Raw genomic sequence first — 17588 nt, 5'->3', positions numbered from 1 at the left:
TAAACTTATGTTTGGCGGATTAACTGGTTTTACTAATCCTAGTGGCACTGATTGGGGCGAGCAAATGCTCAATACTGTTGCCAGCAAGACGATTCGTCACTTATTTACACAAAGTGAGTCAGTAGAAGTTGCCGTTCGTTGTTACCCTTCCAGCAAACTCTTACAAGGTAGCATTGATAGCTTCAAGATGAGCGGTCGCGGTCTGTTGATCAGACGAGAATTTTGGGCAGAGGAGATGTCGTTTGAGACGGATGCTGTAGCGATCGATTTCAGCTCTGTTCTGGGTGGTAAACTTGCCCTCAAACAACCGACTCAAGCCGTAGCTCAAGTTACGCTATCAGAAGCAGGAATTAACAAAGCGTTTGAAGCAGAACTGGTGAAAAAACGCCTGCTCAATTTGAATTTACCTAGTTTGACTGAATTGTCTGGTGGTAAGCCAGTCTCGTTTCAGGAAGTTCGGGTAGAGTTATTACCGGAGAATGAAATTAAAATCTGGGCTAAGGCAGACTTATCACGAGAGGAATTAGTACCAGTTAGTCTGACAGCAACTTTGGGTATTGAACGACGGCGACGAGTACAATTCCAAAACCCTAGATTTGAAGTAGAGACGCTACCAGAATCTCAACGAGAGACTTCCCTGGCTTTAGCACAAGCTTTGGCAGAAATTCTGAATAATATGGTCGATCTCGATCGCTTTGATTTAGATGGCGTTACTATGCGACTCAACCGCTTAGAAACTAAAGGCAAGCTGTTAGTTTTTAGCGGTTATGCTCAAATCGAGCGCGTACCTGGAAAAGGATAAGATAAAGTTGTAAATCGTAAGTCGTAAGCAAGATACTACTAGCTTCTCGCCAATTGCTATGAAGCAATAAAAAGTATATAGATCGTGCGATCGACGAACTTGAAGGAAGTTCGATTTTAAAAGTAGAGACGTTGCATGAAACGTCTCTACTTTTATGTTGTCCTATCTGCCTACGCCAACGTAGTAGAATCCAGCTTGTTGTAGGGCTTCGCGATCGAGGTAGTTACGACCGTCAATCATGACGGGGTTAGTCATCAACGATGCCATCTTGTTGTAGTCGAGATTGCGGAACTGCTGCCAATCGGTGACGAGAACGAGAGCATCGCAGCCATCAGCAAGACGTTCGGGATCGGTTTCTACCAAAACGCCTGTTAGCCCGTGACGCATCCCAGATTGGGCAACAATAGGATCGTAGGCTTTTACTTTGGCTCCTAAGCGGTTGAGATGCTCGATTAAGTTGAGAGCAGGAGCATCGCGCATATCATCGGTATCGGGTTTAAACGTCAGTCCCAACAGTCCGACTGTTTTCCCTTTGAGGATCTTGAGTACCTGCTGGAGTTTTTCTACGGCAATTAAACGCTGGCGTTGGTTGACACTGACGGCAGCTTTAAGCAGGTGAGTATCGTAGCCATAGTCATCAGCAGTATGAATCAGCGCCGAGACATCTTTGGGAAAGCAGGAACCACCCCAACCAATGCCTGCTTGCAAGAACTTATTACCAATGCGGGAGTCTAAACCGATACCTTTAGCAACTTGGGTCACATCTGCACCGACGCGATCGCAAATATTGGCAACTTCGTTAATAAAACTAATCTTAGTGGCTAAAAATGCATTTGCCGCATACTTAATCATTTCTGCCGAACTAATATCAGTGGCGAGAACTGGTACGGGGGGCAAAGACTTGTCTTCGGCGTACTGGCGCTCGATAATTGGAGCGTACAGCTCTTGCATCATGGCGATCGCTTTGGAGCTGCTACCACCCAAGACAATGCGATCGGGGTTAAACGTATCGTATACGGCGCAACCTTCACGTAAAAACTCAGGATTGCTAACCACATCAAACGCAGGGACGCTTTCCAAAGTCGTGACTTCGCCACCACCAGCGCCTACTAATACTTTCTGGCGTTCGACAATGCCATCGAGAACGATCATTCGTACCCAGTCACCAGAACCGATTGGCACGGTAGACTTGTTGACGATGACTTTATAGCCACCATCCAAATGAGCGCCAATGCTGCGGGCTACAGCCTCAACATAGCGAGTATCGCTTTCTCCAGTTGGTAGCGGTGGAGTGCCGACGGCAATAAATAAGATTTCTCCATGTGCTACGCCGCCACCGATGTCTGTGGTAAACTCTAACGTCCCTGCCTGCATTGCTCCAGCCATGATCTCGGACAGCCCTGGTTCAAAAATTGGCGACTGTCCGGCTTTCATGAGCTTGACTTTCTCTTCATTGTTGTCCACGCAGATTACGTGGTGTCCGATGTGAGCTAAGCAAGCGCCCGTAACTAAACCGACATAGCCTGTACCAATTACGCAAACACGCATATACTTTTGTCCTCAACGGTGTATAGATGATAGAAGTTTAAGATGTGAGCTTGAGTATGGAGTACGAACGATGCAGATATATGCGATCGCCCATTCTCCTAGCTAGACAAATAGTTACTAGGAATTACTCACAATTCCCGCCTCGCTGTAAGTTGTTGGCTGGGGTTGCTGCAAGCGCTGCCGAAAATCTTCTACTGTCAGTTTTAATCCTTCTGATAGAGGCAAAGTTGGTTCCCAGCCTAGCCAGGTTTTAGCGCGGGTAATATCTGGGCGGCGACGGCGCGGATCGTCTTGCGGAAGGGGCGCAAATTTAATTTCTGCTTGAGGGTTTACCAGATTGCGAACTGCTTCAGCTAGTTCTAGAATGGTATACTCGTCTGGATTACCTAGATTGACAGGACCAATTTGGTCTCCATTCATCAATCGCATTAATCCTTCTACCAAGTCAGACACGTAACAAAAACTGCGAGTTTGAGAACCATCACCATACACCGTCATCGGCAGATTCTTCAAAGCTTGTACGACTAGGTTACTCACAACTCGTCCATCGTTTTCTAACATGCGGGGACCGTAGGTATTAAAGATCCGCGCCACGCGAATATCGACATCGTTTTGTCGATGGTAATCAAAGGCGAGAGTTTCAGCAATGCGCTTGCCTTCGTCATAACAAGAGCGAATGCCAATTGGATTGACGTTACCGCGATACTCTTCGGTTTGCGGGTGGATTTCTGGATCGCCATAAACTTCTGATGTAGAAGCTAGCAGAAATCTTGCTTTGACTCGCTTTGCCAGTCCCAGCATATTCAACGTTCCCATCACATTAGTTTTGACGGTTTTGACTGGGTTGAATTGGTAGTGAACGGGAGACGCAGGACAAGCTAGGTGATAAACTTGGTCTACTTCTAGGCGAATTGGTTCGGTGATGTCGTGACGGATTAATTCAAAATAGGGATGATCCATCCATTTCAAGATGTTACGCTTGTGTCCGGTGTAGAAGTTGTCTAAGCAGATAACTTCGTGTCCCTGTGCCATTAATCGGTCGATCAGGTGAGAACCTATAAATCCAGCGCCGCCAGTGACCAAAATTCTCATAGATTTTCTTGTTAGTTACAGCAGTCTTAACTAGACTCGTTAAGTATTATTACCAGAGCCGTGTTTTTGTGGCAAACGCTCTGTGATGCGATCGCGCATCCAGAGGTTTGATTGGCAGTGCCGAACGAGAAAGTCAAGCATACCAACACACATGCTTAGTTGATTATTCCCTAAGTTAAACGAAAACTAACGATCGCTAGTTACAAAAACCATGATAGTAGGACAAAATTCACGAAATCTAAAAATAATCTTTATAAAATTCGTTGTATTTATGTGCTAAAAGTTACCAGTTGTCAGGTATCAGTTATCAGTTATCAGTTGTCAGTTATCAGCGATCGGCGACCAATGACTTGTCATGCTCCCTCAGCTTTCGCTCGCTGTCTTCTTCCCCTCATTTCTCGCTCCTCGCCCCTCGCTCCTCGCTCCTCACTCCTCACTCCTCACTCCTGCCTGCAAAGCTGGTTGCGGTTCGCCTAGCATGATCAAAGAACAAGCGATCGCTCCGATCAACTGGGTTGTAGTGTCGGCGATTGTTAAACCGCCAGCACTCGTTCGTCGCCTAGTGGAACGTATGACGACGAGATCGCATTCCTTGGCTACTTCTAGAATTGCTTGAGTGACGTTAGGGTGAGGCTTAACGCGAATTTCTGGGTGGTCTGGTAAAGCTAGCTTATCAACCAACAGAGAGAGTTGCGATTGTATCCAAGCGACTCTGCCTGGAGTTGTATTGCGATCGCAGACGTGTAGCAGAACGATATGCGCTGCATTTGCTGCGGCTAACAAACTGACAAATCTCAAGACGCTGACTGCTTGCGGTGTAATATTCTCTACTGGAACTAGGATTTGTACAAATTCTTTGGGCGATTTGAGTAAGCGGCTAACAGCTACCGGACAGTGAGCTGCCCATAAAACGCTATCGATGACATTACCAAATAAGCGGGCGCGTAAACCAGTGCGTTGTCCCCAGCCCATGACAATTAAACTAGCGTGTTGCTCTTTAGCAGCGCGACTAATCCCTTGAGCGATCGCATCGTCAATCCTTAATAAAGGTTCTGCTTCTACTCCTAGTTCGCGGCTTAAGTTGGTGGCATTTTCTAGTAGAGCATCACCGCGTTTAAAGGCTACTTCTAATTGGGGTGCATCCATATGAGCGGTAGCTTTGGCGATCGCTAGAGGAAGGATTCTACCCTGAGCTTGGCGAGCGAGTAAAGCTGCCATTTCAATTAAGTATCGCTCTGTCTTCGGGTTATAAACGGGAACCAAGACACCAAATGGATGTGTTGTCGTTTCGCCTGTACTCCAATAAGGCGATACTGGCTCTGGTTCTAATTCTTGGGTAGCATCGATCAAAGTGGGGGCTACCCGACTCGTTACCAGTGGTCCTAGAGTTGCAGTTACGAGTAACAGTACGATGACGCTGTTTAACACCTCTTTGGTCAACAATCCTGCTTCGTAACCTACTAATGTAGCTGCTAGAGTTGCTCCTACTTGTGGTACTGATAGAGACCACATGGTCAGCATTTCATTCCACTTGTAGCGATAAATCAGTTTGGCAAAATATGCTGCTAAAAACTTACTAACGATCAGACCAGTGACAATAGCTAAAGTTAGCGTGATGGAGTTAATGCTGGCAATGAAAGCGGGAATATCAATCAGCAATCCAAGGCTGACAAAGAAAATTGGAATAAACAAGACACTGCCGACAAACAGCACTTTTTCTTTGACTGGTCCTTCTCCAACAGCATCGTTCACCGCCAAGCCAGCCAGGAAAGCGCCGACAATCTTTTCTACCCCAATTAATTGAGCGCCTACTGCTGCGAGAAATACGGCTAATAAGACAAATAAAAACTGATTGCCCTGATCGTCGCCCGAACGCTTGAAAAATTCTTTACCTGCGCGATCGAATCCAAACAAAACTACGACTGAATAAATGACCAAAGAGCCAATTAAAGTGGCTAGTCGGGTAGCAGAAAAATCACCCTGATGAATAGCTACACAAACGGCTAGTACTAACAACGCGCCAATATCGGTGAAGATAGTCGCCCCAATCGTGACGGTGACAGCTTCATTTTTCACGACTCCCAAGCGGCTGACGATCGGATATGCCAGTAAGGTGTGAGAAGCAAATAGGGAACCAATGAGGATAGAAGCGTTCCATTTACCAGGAAAGAACAATAGCCCTACTGCCGTGCCTACAATCAAGGGAACTAAGAAAGTAAAACTACCAAAAGTTAGGGAGCGATTCCGTGTTTGTCGAAATTGCTCCATGTCAATTTCCAAGCCTGCCACAAACATCAGATAAACTAGCCCGATCTCTGGCAGCAAATCCATTGGTGGCGCTCCTCGCTCCAGTAAGCGTAACCCTTGGGGACCTAGCACTACCCCTGCTGCCAGCAATCCGACTAATCCTGGCACTTTCAAGAAGCGCTCGAATAGCAGCGGCACGAATAAGATAACTAGCAGCAGGATTAAAAACGGAACTATTGGTTCTTTGGTAATGCTTTCAGAGGCTGGTGCAGCAGCAAATAAGTGTAGTAGCCGTTCCATGTGTACCATGTCTGTTCGAGCGGGCAGCGATCGCGCCAGATTAAGAAAATAAATAACAGGGTGGTAGACCCTACCCTGCTCGCGAGTGAAAATTCACTATGAAGATAATAGAATTTTCCTATAAAAAAGACCTATCTGAAGGGGGATTCATCTAAATTGAATTATTAACTCATGACGATCGGTTATTTGTTGTTGGTTAATGCTTGATGGCTGTCGGTCGCAGTTCGAGCGCAGAAGCATTGTATGACGATAGAGCTAACAATTGCAATTGCTCGATCGGTTTGCGGCGCGATCGGTAAGAATTTATTGGCGAAAAAGAAGTTATGTTAACCCGATCGTTTTGCTGGAACAATCTCGATCTTTTATTGTCAACCTGTAAAGTTCCTCTTGAAGCGACAAACTATTTTTGTAGTTCAGATACTAAATATAGTTTTGCAAAAATCCAAACGAGTTAGGGTACTATCCATTTTCTAAACGATTTTTGAGAAAGGTAGGTATGAAAAGTTGTATCAGGAAAATCAAAAGATGAAAAGTTCAACTTGGCTTGGTTCAGTAAAAATCTGTTTTAGCTAAAGAAAGAATTCAGGGCGAATTAATGATAGTAAACAACAAATTTAGGATTAATTAGCCCCATCTTAAGTTATATAGATTGACGAAAATATAACCTCCCTATTGGTAGAGTCATGTTTCCAACTTCGGACTGAGGAAAATCAAAGTTCTGTAAGTAAAAAATATAAACAACAGCACAAACAACCAAACAAAAATTTGTATTTGTGCCAGTGTTGTCGATACCGAACAAAAGGGGGGTAAAAAAATGGCAGTAGGTCAACACAAGCGAGCTGTCGGTGTGTTTGCCAATCGCCACGATGCGGAAACTGCGATCGGGGAGTTGAAAAGTGCGGGATTTCCCATGCACAAGGTCACGATTATTGCCCAAGATGCAGACCGCAAAGCCGATGTTGCTGGCGTAAACGTTCAAGATAAAAACCAAGCTGGCAACAAAGCCGATGAAGGTGCAACCGCCGGAGCGCTCACGGGTGGAACTTTGGGAGGTATAACTGGTTTACTTGTGGGTCTAGGCGCTTTGGCAATCCCTGGAGTTGGTCCAATTATGGTAGCTGGGGAGTTGGCTACAGTTTTGACAACTACAGTAGCAGGTGGTGCGATCGGTGCGGCTGCGGGTGGTCTTGTTGGTGCTTTAATCGGTTTGGGAATTCCAGAAGAACGCGCTCAAGTTTATAGCGATCGCGTCGATCGAGGCGACTATCTCGTAATTGTCAAAGGCTCCGATGAAGAAATTGCCAGAGCTGAAGCAATTCTCAACCATCGTGGCATTGAGGAATACGGCGTGTACGATGCTCGCGATGTCGATACAACGCCCTCCGCTACGCCTATGGGGAGCAGTTATACAGACACAACTGCCGACTATACTCCTGCCGCTACAGGAATGCCAGTGGGTTACACTGCTGGTTATATGCCAGGGATGACTCCAACCGCAGATTATGCACCTGGAACTGTCGCACCCGGAACTGTCACGCCTGCGGCAGATAGATCTCTGTATCGGAGAAAGCGAGCTGTAGGTGCATTTACCAGCCGCCACGATGCGGAAACCGCACTAAATCAATTGCGGGAATCTGGTTTCCCGATGGATAACGTGAATGTGGTATCCAAGAATGCAGACCGTATCGATAATATTGCTGGTGCAGATGTAAAGAAGAACGTTGGCAATAAAGCTGACGAGGGTGCAGCCGCCGGAGCGTTAACTGGTGGTGCTATTGGGGGAATTGGCGGTCTTTTAGTTGGTTTAGGTGCTTTAGCGATCCCTGGAATTGGTCCAGTTATGCTTGCGGGTGCAACAGCAACAACCATAGCTACCGCACTTTCAGGTGGTGCTATTGGTGCAGCAGCAGGAGGTCTTGCGGGTGCGTTGGTTGGTTTAGGCATTCCTGAAGAACGCGCCAAAGTTTACAACGATCGACTCTCCCAAGGAGATTATCTAATTTTCGTAGACGGTACGGAAGACGAAATTCGTCGAGCTGAGTCCGTTCTGCATCATCGTGGAATTCAAGAATGGGGAATCTACGATGCACCCGATGCCGATACTCCTCGCCGGAGTGAATATGCTGCCACAGACACGCGCGACACCGTTCGTGGAGGTGATGTCATTGAATCCGAGGCTCGTCGCACTAATTACGATTCAGGTGTAGTCGATCCTAACGACCCCAAAGTCATTATCGTTGACAAACGCGACTCGACTTTATAAGCGTGGTGGTTAACAGTTGACGGCTGAATGTTAACCGTTAACTGTTAACCGTTACTCAATAAAATTGTTTGAACTACTTTCCATTGAGAGACTGAGAAATGAAAAGATTATTTCCATTATTACTAGGTGGCTTTATTGCCCTTGGTGCATTTGGGTGTGAAGCGGGTGTAGAAAAAACCAGTACCGAAGCTCCTAATTCAGCTAACCAAACTGGTGAGGTGGCTGACACTGAAACTGCTAAGCAGAATCAAGAGGATGCCACGGATGAAATTCGTAGAAAGCAGTTAGACGCTGATATTAGAGCTAGAGAGCAGCGCAATAACGCTACTGGGGGAGATGCTCAACGAGCTGACGCAGATTTAGAAAGCGAAGTTCGCAGCAAGTTGGAAGCAAATTTACCTGCAAGTCAATTAGCGGTTGAAGCTGAAGACGGAGCCGTGAAAGTTTCAGGTACAGTACCGACTCAAGAGCAACTCGATCGCATTGAGCCATTGGCGAGGGAGATTAAAGGGGTACAGCAAGTGAGCGTGAATGCTCAAGTTGCCCCAGCACAGCAAAAACCAGAAAGCTAATAGTTCCAACATACAAAGCGATCGCCTCTTTACTCAAGATAGTAAAGAGGCGATCGCTTTATGGATATGGATTTAGATTTAGATGATCTTGGCAGCCCGCAGACCGAATAATAAACCCACAGCCAAAGCGAAGAATGCACCTAAAAAGCCGATGTAAGCAATAACTCCCAACATTTCTGTAATTTTCCCAAAAATAACTAAAACTATTGAAACATTTATTGAGATAGAATACAGCCTACAGTCGATCGGTCATTGGTCATTGGTCATTGGTAATGGGTGGTTGACGGTTAACGGTTGACAGTTGACTGATAACTGAATAACTGACAACTGACAACTGATAACTGATAACTGATAACTGACAACTGATAACTGATAACTGATAACTGAAATGCATGTAATTGACGTAAATATACCTCAGCAGGCTTATAAAATCGCGATCGCAGCTCTAGGATTAGAGCGTCTAGGTGAGTGGATGGGTGAACTCAACCTGGGGAAAAAGGTGTTGCTGGTTTCTAACCCAGCGATTTTTAAACAATATGGGGAAAGGGCGATCGCTTCTTTGCAAGCGGCTGATTTTGATGCCACTAGCTGTATCCTCCCAGCTGGAGAACAATACAAAACTCTCACCTCAGTTCAAAAAATCTACAATGCAGCTCTAGAAAAGCGCTTAGAACGGTCTTCCACCTTGGTAGCTTTGGGTGGTGGTGTGATTGGCGATATGACGGGTTTTGCCGCTGCTACGTGGCTGAGAGGGGTTAATTTCGTTCAAGTTCCTACTTCTCTGCTAGCAATGGTAGATGCAGCCATTGGCGGGAAAACTGGTGTGAATCATCCCCAAGGCAAAAATTTGATTGGGGCATTTCATCAACCGCGATTGGTTCTCATCGATCCGCAAGTCCTGCAAACTCTCCCTGCGAGAGAATTTCGGGCAGGAATGGCAGAGGTCATCAAATATGGTGTCATTTGGGATGCAGAGTTATTTGCCCAGATGGAACAAAGCAAGCACTTAGATCGAATGCGCTATTTGGGTGCAGATTTACTCCAAAATATTCTTAACCGTTCTTGTCAAGCAAAAGCTGATGTGGTGAGCAAGGACGAAAAAGAAGCAGGACTACGGGCAATTCTTAATTACGGTCATACAATCGGTCATGCTGTAGAAAGTTTGACTGGTTATCGTGTCGTCAATCACGGCGAAGCCGTAGCGATTGGAATGGTAGCCGCCGCTCAAATAGCTGTCGCGCTAGGAATGTTTTCCTCAGAAGATGCTAGCCGTCAAGATGCATTGATTCAGAAGGCTGGTTTGCCTACACAGTTACCAGTAGGGATAGATATTGAAGCAATTATAGATGCATTGCAAACTGACAAAAAAGTAAAAGATGGAAAAGTAAGATTTATTTTACCGACTCAAATTGGTGCGGTTGAGATTACCGATAAAGTATCGGCAGATATTATTCGCCAGGTATTGCAGAAGATGATAATGGAAAAGTCAAAAGTTAAAAGTTAAAAACGATCGCACGGCTACCAAAAACGAGTAGTAAGCGATCGCCTACCACTTGTCGCAGTCTACCAAGATAGCGGTCTGTCCACTTACACATAAAAACGTATTGGTTAGGTTCTAGGAAGTACCAAACTTGCTGGTCGGAATGCTTCTTAAATATTTCTGAGATTACCACAGAATTAAAAATAAAGCGATCGCCTTCACCTGCAAAATTATTGAGTTTGTTGTCGTTTTAACTTTTAACTTTTAACGTTTGACTTTTGACTTACTTAACGTTTTGCTACTTTTAAATACGCTGTCGGATCTTCTGCAACCCATCCCAAATCGGAAGCGTAGCGAATTTCAAAATGCAAGTGGGATTGAGTCGATGTTGGTGAACCTGTATTACCTACCGTTCCTAAAATTTGCCCCAATTTAACAGTTTGACCAGCTTTGACAGCGATCTTTTGCAGTTGGGCGTAGCGGCTTTGTTTACCCTCTTGGTGGTTAATAACGACTAAATTGCCATAAGCTCCTTGTTCGCCAGCAAACGCTACCGTTCCCGCGCCTACTGCCCTCACAGGGGTTCCAATGGCGGCTTCTAAGTCTAAACCACTGTGAAAGAAAACTTTCCCCGTACTAGCATTCAACTGCCAGCCATAAGCCAAAGCTACTGTTGCTGCTTTTGGCAAAGGATACCCTGCGAGAATTCCTTTGGCAGTATTAGTAGGCGGCTGAGGCGACCAATTTACGCCAGGAACGAAAACCTCTCTAGCAACTGGTTGACAGCCGTTGGCTTCAAACAAGACATCAGAACGAACTTGATACCTTTCGGCTAGCTGCTGCCATGTTTCTCCTGGCGTGGCATTGACTTTGATGCCGTTGTAGGGAGGAATGACTATCTTACTGCCAACGGGCAACTTCCCATTTGGCAGATTACGACTTTGCAAAATGGGATTCATTCCGATCAAAGTAGCTGGAATAAGATTGTATTGTCGAGCTATGCTGTCTAAAGTATCGCCTGGTTTGACTGAATGGCGAATTAGGCGAGATAGAGCAGCTGGGGGACAAGTTGTCGTCTGAGTAGTGCCGTTCGGATTGGCTTGAGCCATTATTGGAATAACACATTCTAAAAGTGTTGCTAGTAGGAGTAGCCTCCAGCACGAAATCTTAAGGTGGAAGGCGTGTAAGGCTATTGCTCGATCGCACTTAGTAATTAGCATCTACGTTTCTGGCTATAGGCGCAAAATTTATGGGTTTGTCGTTAAAAACACTGGCTTTCTCTTCTACTTTACTTGTCTTGGGTGGCGGTGCTGGTTTTTGGGGCAGTCGCTATGTCGATTTTCACTTCTCCCCCCAGCCAAAAACTATAGCTGTTGCCGTACCACCAAGTGGTTCAGGAGGACAAACGCCTTCTGTGGGAGGATTAGCAGTAGCAGGCGATCGCAATTTTATTGCTACTGCCGTCCAGCAAGTGGGACCAGCTGTCGTGAGAATTAATGCCACCCGTAAAGTTGCCAATCAATTACCCGAAGCCTTCAACAATCCTCTATTCCGCCGCTTTTTTGGCGGACAAAAACCGATTCCTGATGAAAGAATCGAACGCGGGACTGGTTCTGGATTTATTCTCAGTCCTGATGGTCGGCTGTTGACTAATGCTCATGTCGTCTCTGAGGCAAGAACGGTTCAAGTCACGTTGAAAGACGGTCGCACATTTGAGGGCAAAGTTGTCGGTGTCGATCCGGTGACGGATGTTGCTGTTGTCAAAATTAACGCTCGTAATTTGCCGCGAGTCAAGCTCGGTAACTCAAAAAATTTAATTCCCGGGCAGTGGGCGATCGCGATCGGCAATCCTTTAGGCTTGGATAACACCGTCACAATTGGAATTATCAGCGCTACCGACCGCACGAGCGCTCAAGTTGGCGTACCGGATAAGCGCGTTACATTTATTCAAACTGATGCGGCAATCAATCCTGGTAATTCTGGCGGACCCTTATTAAATACTGAAGGGGAGATCGTGGGTGTCAACACGGCAATTCGTACCGATGCTCAAGGACTCGGTTTTGCCATTCCCATTGAAACTGCTGCCCGCGTTGCCAATCAGTTATTTAGCAAAGGACGCATTAGCCATCCTTTTTTGGGCATTCAAATGATCGATTTAACCCCCGCATCGAAAACTGAAATCGCTCAGGAAACCGATTTAAAGGTCGAAATCGATTTTGGCGTACTCATCGTGCGCGCGATCGCTAAATCTCCGGCGGCGCAAGCTGGACTACGGGCGGGAGACGTGATTCAAAAAATCAACGGCAAGACGGTAGCTAAATCGTTGCAAGTCCAAGAACAGGTGGAATCGACGACCTTGGGAACAACTTTGACACTAGAAGTCAATCGCCAGGGTGTCATTCAGACTTTTCATGTCAAACCAGGTGCTTATCCCGCAGACGAACTCAGTTAGGCTTGTAGCGCTTAATCTCCACCATTAGACTCTTGAGGCGAGGTCGCGGCATCAGCTAAATTTTCTAGTTGCATTCTTTGTTCCATTTGCCGCAGAAAATAGCCTGTCATCATGGCTGATGCTAAAATTCCTGCTAGATTCTCGCGATCGGTCACGATTTTCACGTTGAATTGCTCTGAAGGTAACATTCCTACCAGCCCTTGGACGTTTTGGGAGATGATTTGTTGAATGTCTGGGCTGACAGACTTAGCAACGCGGGCTAGAATTTCCGGCGATTGCTGTTGGAGATATTTCAACAACGAGTTAGCTTGCGTTTCTTCGCGATCGCTCAAAAAGTCAGGATTAAAGGTCATAAGCAGTGTTTTGTCGCTGTAGTATCGAATCTATGGGATTTGGAGATTTTTCTATACTAAAAATTAATAACTAAGTGCTAATATTTAGCTATTGTAGCTTTGACGCTAGGGCAACTCATTTTCTTTACCTGCGTTGGAAATGTGGTTGACTTTACCGCTCGGTCAAATTTCCCTGGTTGGGTGAGAGCTAGAATCATTCTTGGTACGTCAACTAACCCCGATATAATATATCCAACACTCGCTCTTTGGTGTTTTCTCAGCTAGAGCTGAACCTGTTGCAGGCAAACCTTGCGGGCTAAAATATTAATTTTTTTTACTGATTTATTAAATAAATTGTATCAGATGTTTTGAGGATCGAATAGAGAGTGTACGTCCTCAGAGTAGAGCAAGATAGTAAAAAACTGGTGAAAATCGGCAAAATACTATTAGCGATCGCAGAATTGAGCTGTTTTACCTGGAAAGAGCTAGAAAAAAGAGATATTTGCCGTAGTCCTTATGTTTGCTCAACGAGATAACTGGCTTTCAACCCCCTCAGCTATCTTCCAGATCGTCACCCAGCTCTAGCTGCTGATACTTAGATTGCTTGTGTTCCTGCCCTAGAAGTTGCGGTAGTTGCTCGATTTGGAAGTATTGATGAAATTTCTCGGTTAATTGGAGCAGGGAGGAGCGAGAATCTGACTGGCGGCGTTTGCGGACGAATCCTTGTTCTACCAATTCTTGAACGTGTTGGTAAGCACTAGAGCCGCGCAGCTCGACAAGTTGATTTTGAGCAATTGGACTGTGAAGGGCGATCGCTGCTAACGTGCGTAAAGCCCCCACTCCGAGTTCGAGAGGAATTAACCTGTGTACCAAGTCCTGAAAACCAGAGCGCAGTTGCAGACTGTAGCCTGTAGGTGTTTCGACGACCTCTAAGGCGCTGTCGCGACGGGCGTAGTCTTCAATCAGTTCGATCAGTCCTTCTTCAGCGGTAGGGCGATCGCACTGGGCGTATTCGGCAATTTCTGCGACTGATAGCGGCTTGCCTTTTAAGTAAAGAATTGCTTCGATTTGAGTGGATAATGAATGGGGTGTAGGGTGTGGGGTGTGGGGCGAGAGGCGAGAGGCGCGTGGTTTTTCTCCCTCAGCTTCCCCAGCTCCCTCAGCTCCCTCAGCTCCCTCAGCCCTCTTTTCCACTGGTTCATCTAAGGGCGGGTTTAGCTGAATTTTTTGTTTGTCTTTAGGCATATCTGTTAAACCCGCCCCTACAAATTTCTACTCCCTAGTTATGCTACTTGGGGTTGAACTAATTTGTCTGCACCCTGAATGACTTTAGCTGATTCGATTTTGTCACCTGCTTTCAGCTTTTCTAGGACTTCTTTACCCTCGGTAACGTAACCAAATACGGAGTAGCGCCCGTCTAGTAAGTTACGTCCGGCTGGAGTTAGTTCTGGCTCAAACAAAAAGAAGAAAAATTGAGAAGAACCACCATCAGGTTCAAATTCCGGTCTTGCCATTGCAACTGCACCGTAGGCAGAAAAGGGCAATACTGGTTCGTCAGTGTAACGCCCGGCTTGCTCTAATGTTACGCCGTATGTAGGTTCCGCATCGCCTTTGACCAGAATTTCTAAAGGAACGGCGCGGTACTTACCCGTGTTGGGGTCGATAAATCCTTGGTCTTTTCCAGGGGGATCGCCTGTTTGCAAAACGTAGGAATCTTCAGCACGAATGAATTCTAATCCGTTGTAGAAGCCCCGTTGAACGAGATCGACAAAATTACCTGCGGTGACGGGGGCGCTGTAGCCGTCTACAACCACAGTAATGTCACCTTTATTGGTTTTAAATGCGATCGTTGCCCGTCCTTTGAGTTGAGGCAAGTTAGAGTATTGAGCGGGGACTTCATAGGGAAATTCTTTGACCATCAACTCTTCTAACTCGCTAACTAAATTGAGTATGTTAGCGCGTTCGACCCAGATATTTTCTTTATCTTTCTTATCTGTTGCTTCTTGAAGTTTGGGAATGCCATCTTTAATTTGAGCAATTATCTTTTCTGCTTGAGGCTGGCGTTCTGCGGGAACGCTACTCAGAATTTTTTCAGGATTAGAGATTGCCCTAGAAGCGCCTTTGAGGTCGTTAGCGATCGCACCCCAACGGCGGTTGGCTCGCAGTTGATTGGCAATATCTTCTAAACTTGCTTGCAGTTGCCTGACAGGTTGGTTGTCAATTGGCAGGGCATAACGCAACAAAGCTTTACCATCAGTAATGGCATTTCCTGCTGGGAGTGCGGCGTAGGAAGTAGGAGTCCAGGCTGCTACACTCAAACTCCAGCAAAAGGCAATCATGCTGATTGCGATCGAAATATTTTTTAGCCAGCGTTGGCAAAATGTTGTCATGATCTAGCTCTGATAAGGGGTATGCTGCGAGGAATGTTTGCTCTCCATCGCCGCAGTGCGATGGTAGGGCGCGGATACGCGCAACGCGATCTTCGCGCATGACTGAACGCATAACCTAGCGCGCATAACTTAGTGAGACCCGATCGTCATTTTGCCATAGTAAGGGGCGAGGAGCGAGGAGTGAGGAGTGAGGGGAAGAAGAGATTTGGGGGAGTTGGGGAAGATGGGGGAGATGGGGAGAAAATTCTCCCTTGTGCACTCCCACACTTCACACACTTCACACACTTCACGCACTACGCATACTCGCGCACCACGCACCACTCTTTCCCTCGCTCCTCACTCCTCACTCCTCGCTCCTACCCCTTACCGAAAGGAGGTAAAATAGATTGCCGATTGTCCTGCATGATGAGTGAGTCTATTGTTCCATGATTTCTAGTAATGACTTTCGACCAGGCGTAAGTATTGTCCTAGATGGATCTGTTTGGCGGGTGGTGGAATTCCTTCATGTAAAGCCAGGGAAAGGCTCGGCTTTTGTGCGGACAAAGTTAAAAAACGTCCAGTCTGGTAGCGTAGTGGAACGAACCTTCCGTGCTGGTGAAACTGTTCCCCAAGCCACTCTAGAAAAGAGTACGATGCAACATACCTATAAAGACGGCGATGATTTCGTCTTTATGGAGATGGAAACCTACGAGGAAGCGCGATTGACGGCAGCACAAATTGGCGATCGCGTCAAGTATCTCAAAGATGGCATGGAAGTGAATGTCGTCCGCTGGGACGAGCAGGTGCTGGAAGTAGAATTGCCTAATTCCGTCGTGCTAGAAGTCGTTCAAACCGATCCTGGCGTGCGCGGTGACACGGCTACGGGTGGTACTAAGCCTGCTGTTGTCGAGACTGGCGCTACTATTATGGTTCCTTTATTTATTTCTCAAGGGGAACGCATTCGGATCGATACCCGTAACGATACTTATCTCGGTCGGGGAGAATGATTGCTTTTAGGAGTCATTTGTCATTTGTCATTGGTCATGAGTGGAATGACAACAAATGACTGATGACTGATGACTGATGACATTGAAGAGGGATTTGCTGTGTCACTGGATTTAAATGAAATACGTCAACTATTGTTGGCGTTAGATCGAACTGAAATTGAGGAACTCACCCTAAAAACTCAGGAATTTGAACTGACAGTACGTAAGGGTACGGGTATTCAAAGTACCGCACCTGCATCCGCTGTAGCAGGAGAAAGCAGTAACCTAACGGCAACGGAATTACACTTCGACTCTGCTAAAATGCCTGCTGGCACAGATTCAGTTTCTCGCCGAGTTGATTCTACTGCCATCAATTCCGCTACAGTCTCGATGGCTACGTCAGCGCCGATAGAACAAAAGTTTGCGGAAATTCCTTCTCCTATGGTAGGAACTTTTTATCGCGCTCCTGCCCCAGGCGAACCATCATTTGTAGAAGTTGGCGATCGCGTTAGATCCGGTCAAACTGTCTGTATTATCGAGGCTATGAAGCTGATGAACGAGATTGAAGCCGAAATATCTGGACAAGTTATGGAAATTTTGGTGCAAAATGGCGAACCAGTGGAATACGGACAGCCACTGATGCGCATAAACCCCGATTAATGGTTAACTACTTTAATTACCAGTTAACTATTTGGCATCACTGCCAACTATCTTGCGACATCTTTCTACGGGTCAGTTCTAATGAAATTAACCAAGCCTGTACCTCCAGAGGTTATGCAACAAGTAGCAGAGTATTTCAGCTTGTTAAGCGAACCAATGCGCCTACGGCTGCTCAGCCTGTTACGCGATGGTGAAAAGTGCGTTCAAGAATTGGTGGATGCAACTCAAACTAGCCAAGCCAACGTTTCCAAACATTTAAAAATCATGTGGCAGGCAGGCATTCTCAGTCGCCGTAGTGAAGGCACTTCCGCCTACTACCGCGTTGAGGATGACATGATCTTCCAATTATGGAATCTTGTCTGTCATCGACTTGCTACCCGAGTCGAACATCAAGCCCGCCAATTTCGGGTACTCAATGGAAATGGAAAACGTTGAGGGGTTGGCTACGCTACAGTTTAATGCTAGCGATCGAGCAATCGAGCGAT

19 protein-coding genes are annotated in these 17588 nt (G+C 46.2%); 8 read left to right on the top strand and 11 right to left on the bottom strand.

Annotation, left to right across the window (positions count from 1 at the left end):
* Nucleotides 1-7 precede the first annotated feature (7 nt).
* Nucleotides 8-802 carry an LmeA family phospholipid-binding protein gene (locus QH73_RS12130; RefSeq protein ID WP_039714195.1) on the top strand — a complete coding sequence of 265 codons (795 nt, stop codon included), beginning with the start codon at nt 8-10 and terminating at the stop codon, nt 800-802.
* Nucleotides 803-964: 162 nt separating this feature from the next.
* Here QH73_RS12130 and QH73_RS12125 read toward each other — a convergent pair whose 3' ends face one another.
* The 4 genes from QH73_RS12125 to QH73_RS12110 form a co-directional block, all read right to left on the bottom strand.
* Nucleotides 965-2350, bottom strand: a complete 1386-nt coding sequence (locus QH73_RS12125) for a UDP-glucose dehydrogenase family protein (RefSeq protein ID WP_039714194.1) — start codon at nt 2348-2350, stop codon at nt 965-967.
* A gap of 117 nt (nt 2351-2467) precedes the next feature.
* Entirely contained in the window at nt 2468-3442 is a 975-nt protein-coding gene (locus tag QH73_RS12120; protein ID WP_039714193.1) for a UDP-glucuronic acid decarboxylase family protein, read from the bottom strand.
* Between the two features lie 426 nt (nt 3443-3868).
* Nucleotides 3869-5989, bottom strand: a complete 2121-nt coding sequence (locus QH73_RS12115; RefSeq protein ID WP_039714192.1) for a cation:proton antiporter domain-containing protein — start codon at nt 5987-5989, stop codon at nt 3869-3871.
* Nucleotides 5990-6185: 196 nt separating this feature from the next.
* The gene (locus QH73_RS12110) at nt 6186-6341 is read right to left on the bottom strand and encodes a hypothetical protein (protein ID WP_165587682.1); all 156 of its coding nucleotides are present in this window, start codon (nt 6339-6341) and stop codon (nt 6186-6188) included.
* A 462-nt stretch (nt 6342-6803) separates the two neighbouring features.
* Between QH73_RS12110 and QH73_RS12105 the strand changes: the two genes are divergently transcribed.
* Both QH73_RS12105 and QH73_RS12100 read left to right on the top strand, forming a co-directional pair.
* On the top strand, nt 6804-8252 hold the full coding sequence (locus tag QH73_RS12105) for a general stress protein (protein ID WP_039714191.1): 1449 nt from the start codon (nt 6804-6806) through the stop codon (nt 8250-8252).
* Nucleotides 8253-8350: 98 nt separating this feature from the next.
* The gene (locus QH73_RS12100; protein ID WP_015155925.1) at nt 8351-8824 is read left to right on the top strand and encodes a BON domain-containing protein; all 474 of its coding nucleotides are present in this window, start codon (nt 8351-8353) and stop codon (nt 8822-8824) included.
* 78 nt (nt 8825-8902) lie between these two features.
* Here QH73_RS12100 and petL read toward each other — a convergent pair whose 3' ends face one another.
* Together petL and QH73_RS12090 are read right to left on the bottom strand one after the other, a co-directional pair.
* Nucleotides 8903-8998: a cytochrome b6-f complex subunit PetL gene (gene petL / locus QH73_RS12095; RefSeq protein ID WP_039714190.1), complete on the bottom strand. Its 96-nt coding sequence runs from the start codon at nt 8996-8998 to the stop codon at nt 8903-8905.
* Between the two features lie 82 nt (nt 8999-9080).
* Nucleotides 9081-9218, bottom strand: a complete 138-nt coding sequence (locus tag QH73_RS12090; RefSeq protein WP_165587681.1) for a hypothetical protein — start codon at nt 9216-9218, stop codon at nt 9081-9083.
* Between QH73_RS12090 and aroB the strand changes: the two genes are divergently transcribed.
* A complete protein-coding gene (aroB, locus tag QH73_RS12085) occupies nt 9213-10328 on the top strand; it encodes a 3-dehydroquinate synthase (RefSeq protein WP_039714189.1) in 1116 nt (371 codons plus the stop codon). The genes QH73_RS12090 and aroB overlap by 6 nt on opposite strands.
* On the opposite strand, the gene QH73_RS12080 is transcribed toward aroB, so the two are convergent.
* Both QH73_RS12080 and QH73_RS12075 read right to left on the bottom strand, forming a co-directional pair.
* The gene (locus QH73_RS12080) at nt 10318-10497 is read right to left on the bottom strand and encodes a hypothetical protein (protein WP_132866980.1); all 180 of its coding nucleotides are present in this window, start codon (nt 10495-10497) and stop codon (nt 10318-10320) included. The genes aroB and QH73_RS12080 overlap by 11 nt on opposite strands.
* Before the next feature lie 94 nt (nt 10498-10591).
* On the bottom strand, nt 10592-11413 hold the full coding sequence (locus tag QH73_RS12075; RefSeq protein ID WP_236146998.1) for a peptidoglycan DD-metalloendopeptidase family protein: 822 nt from the start codon (nt 11411-11413) through the stop codon (nt 10592-10594).
* 140 nt (nt 11414-11553) lie between these two features.
* Here QH73_RS12075 and QH73_RS12070 point away from each other — a divergent pair, with 140 nt between their 5' ends.
* Nucleotides 11554-12756 (top strand): HhoA/HhoB/HtrA family serine endopeptidase, encoded by a 1203-nt coding sequence (locus QH73_RS12070; RefSeq protein WP_039714188.1) that lies wholly within the window; start codon nt 11554-11556, stop codon nt 12754-12756.
* Between the two features lie 11 nt (nt 12757-12767).
* Here QH73_RS12070 and QH73_RS12065 read toward each other — a convergent pair whose 3' ends face one another.
* From QH73_RS12065 to QH73_RS12055, 3 genes are all read right to left on the bottom strand, one after another.
* Nucleotides 12768-13109 (bottom strand): DUF760 domain-containing protein, encoded by a 342-nt coding sequence (locus QH73_RS12065; RefSeq protein WP_015155920.1) that lies wholly within the window; start codon nt 13107-13109, stop codon nt 12768-12770.
* A 531-nt stretch (nt 13110-13640) separates the two neighbouring features.
* A complete protein-coding gene (gene scpB / locus QH73_RS12060; protein WP_039714670.1) occupies nt 13641-14156 on the bottom strand; it encodes an SMC-Scp complex subunit ScpB in 516 nt (171 codons plus the stop codon).
* A 215-nt stretch (nt 14157-14371) separates the two neighbouring features.
* Nucleotides 14372-15478, bottom strand: a complete 1107-nt coding sequence (locus QH73_RS12055; RefSeq protein ID WP_039714187.1) for a peptidylprolyl isomerase — start codon at nt 15476-15478, stop codon at nt 14372-14374.
* 425 nt (nt 15479-15903) lie between these two features.
* Between QH73_RS12055 and efp the strand changes: the two genes are divergently transcribed.
* The 3 genes from efp (at nt 15904) to QH73_RS12040 (ending at nt 17538) form a co-directional block, all read left to right on the top strand.
* The gene (gene efp / locus QH73_RS12050; RefSeq protein ID WP_039714186.1) at nt 15904-16464 is read left to right on the top strand and encodes an elongation factor P; all 561 of its coding nucleotides are present in this window, start codon (nt 15904-15906) and stop codon (nt 16462-16464) included.
* A 69-nt stretch (nt 16465-16533) separates the two neighbouring features.
* Complete coding sequence (accB, locus tag QH73_RS12045; protein ID WP_201278125.1) at nt 16534-17103, top strand: acetyl-CoA carboxylase biotin carboxyl carrier protein; 570 nt, start codon at nt 16534-16536, stop codon at nt 17101-17103.
* 81 nt (nt 17104-17184) lie between these two features.
* Nucleotides 17185-17538 (top strand): ArsR/SmtB family transcription factor, encoded by a 354-nt coding sequence (locus QH73_RS12040; RefSeq protein ID WP_015155914.1) that lies wholly within the window; start codon nt 17185-17187, stop codon nt 17536-17538.
* Nucleotides 17539-17588: the final 50 nt, after the last annotated feature.

The organism is Scytonema millei VB511283 (assembly GCF_000817735.3).
In the GTDB taxonomy this organism is placed as follows: Bacteria; Cyanobacteriota; Cyanobacteriia; order Cyanobacteriales; family Chroococcidiopsidaceae; genus Chroococcidiopsis; species Chroococcidiopsis millei_B.
This window is presented reverse-complemented; position numbering and strand designations above follow the sequence as displayed.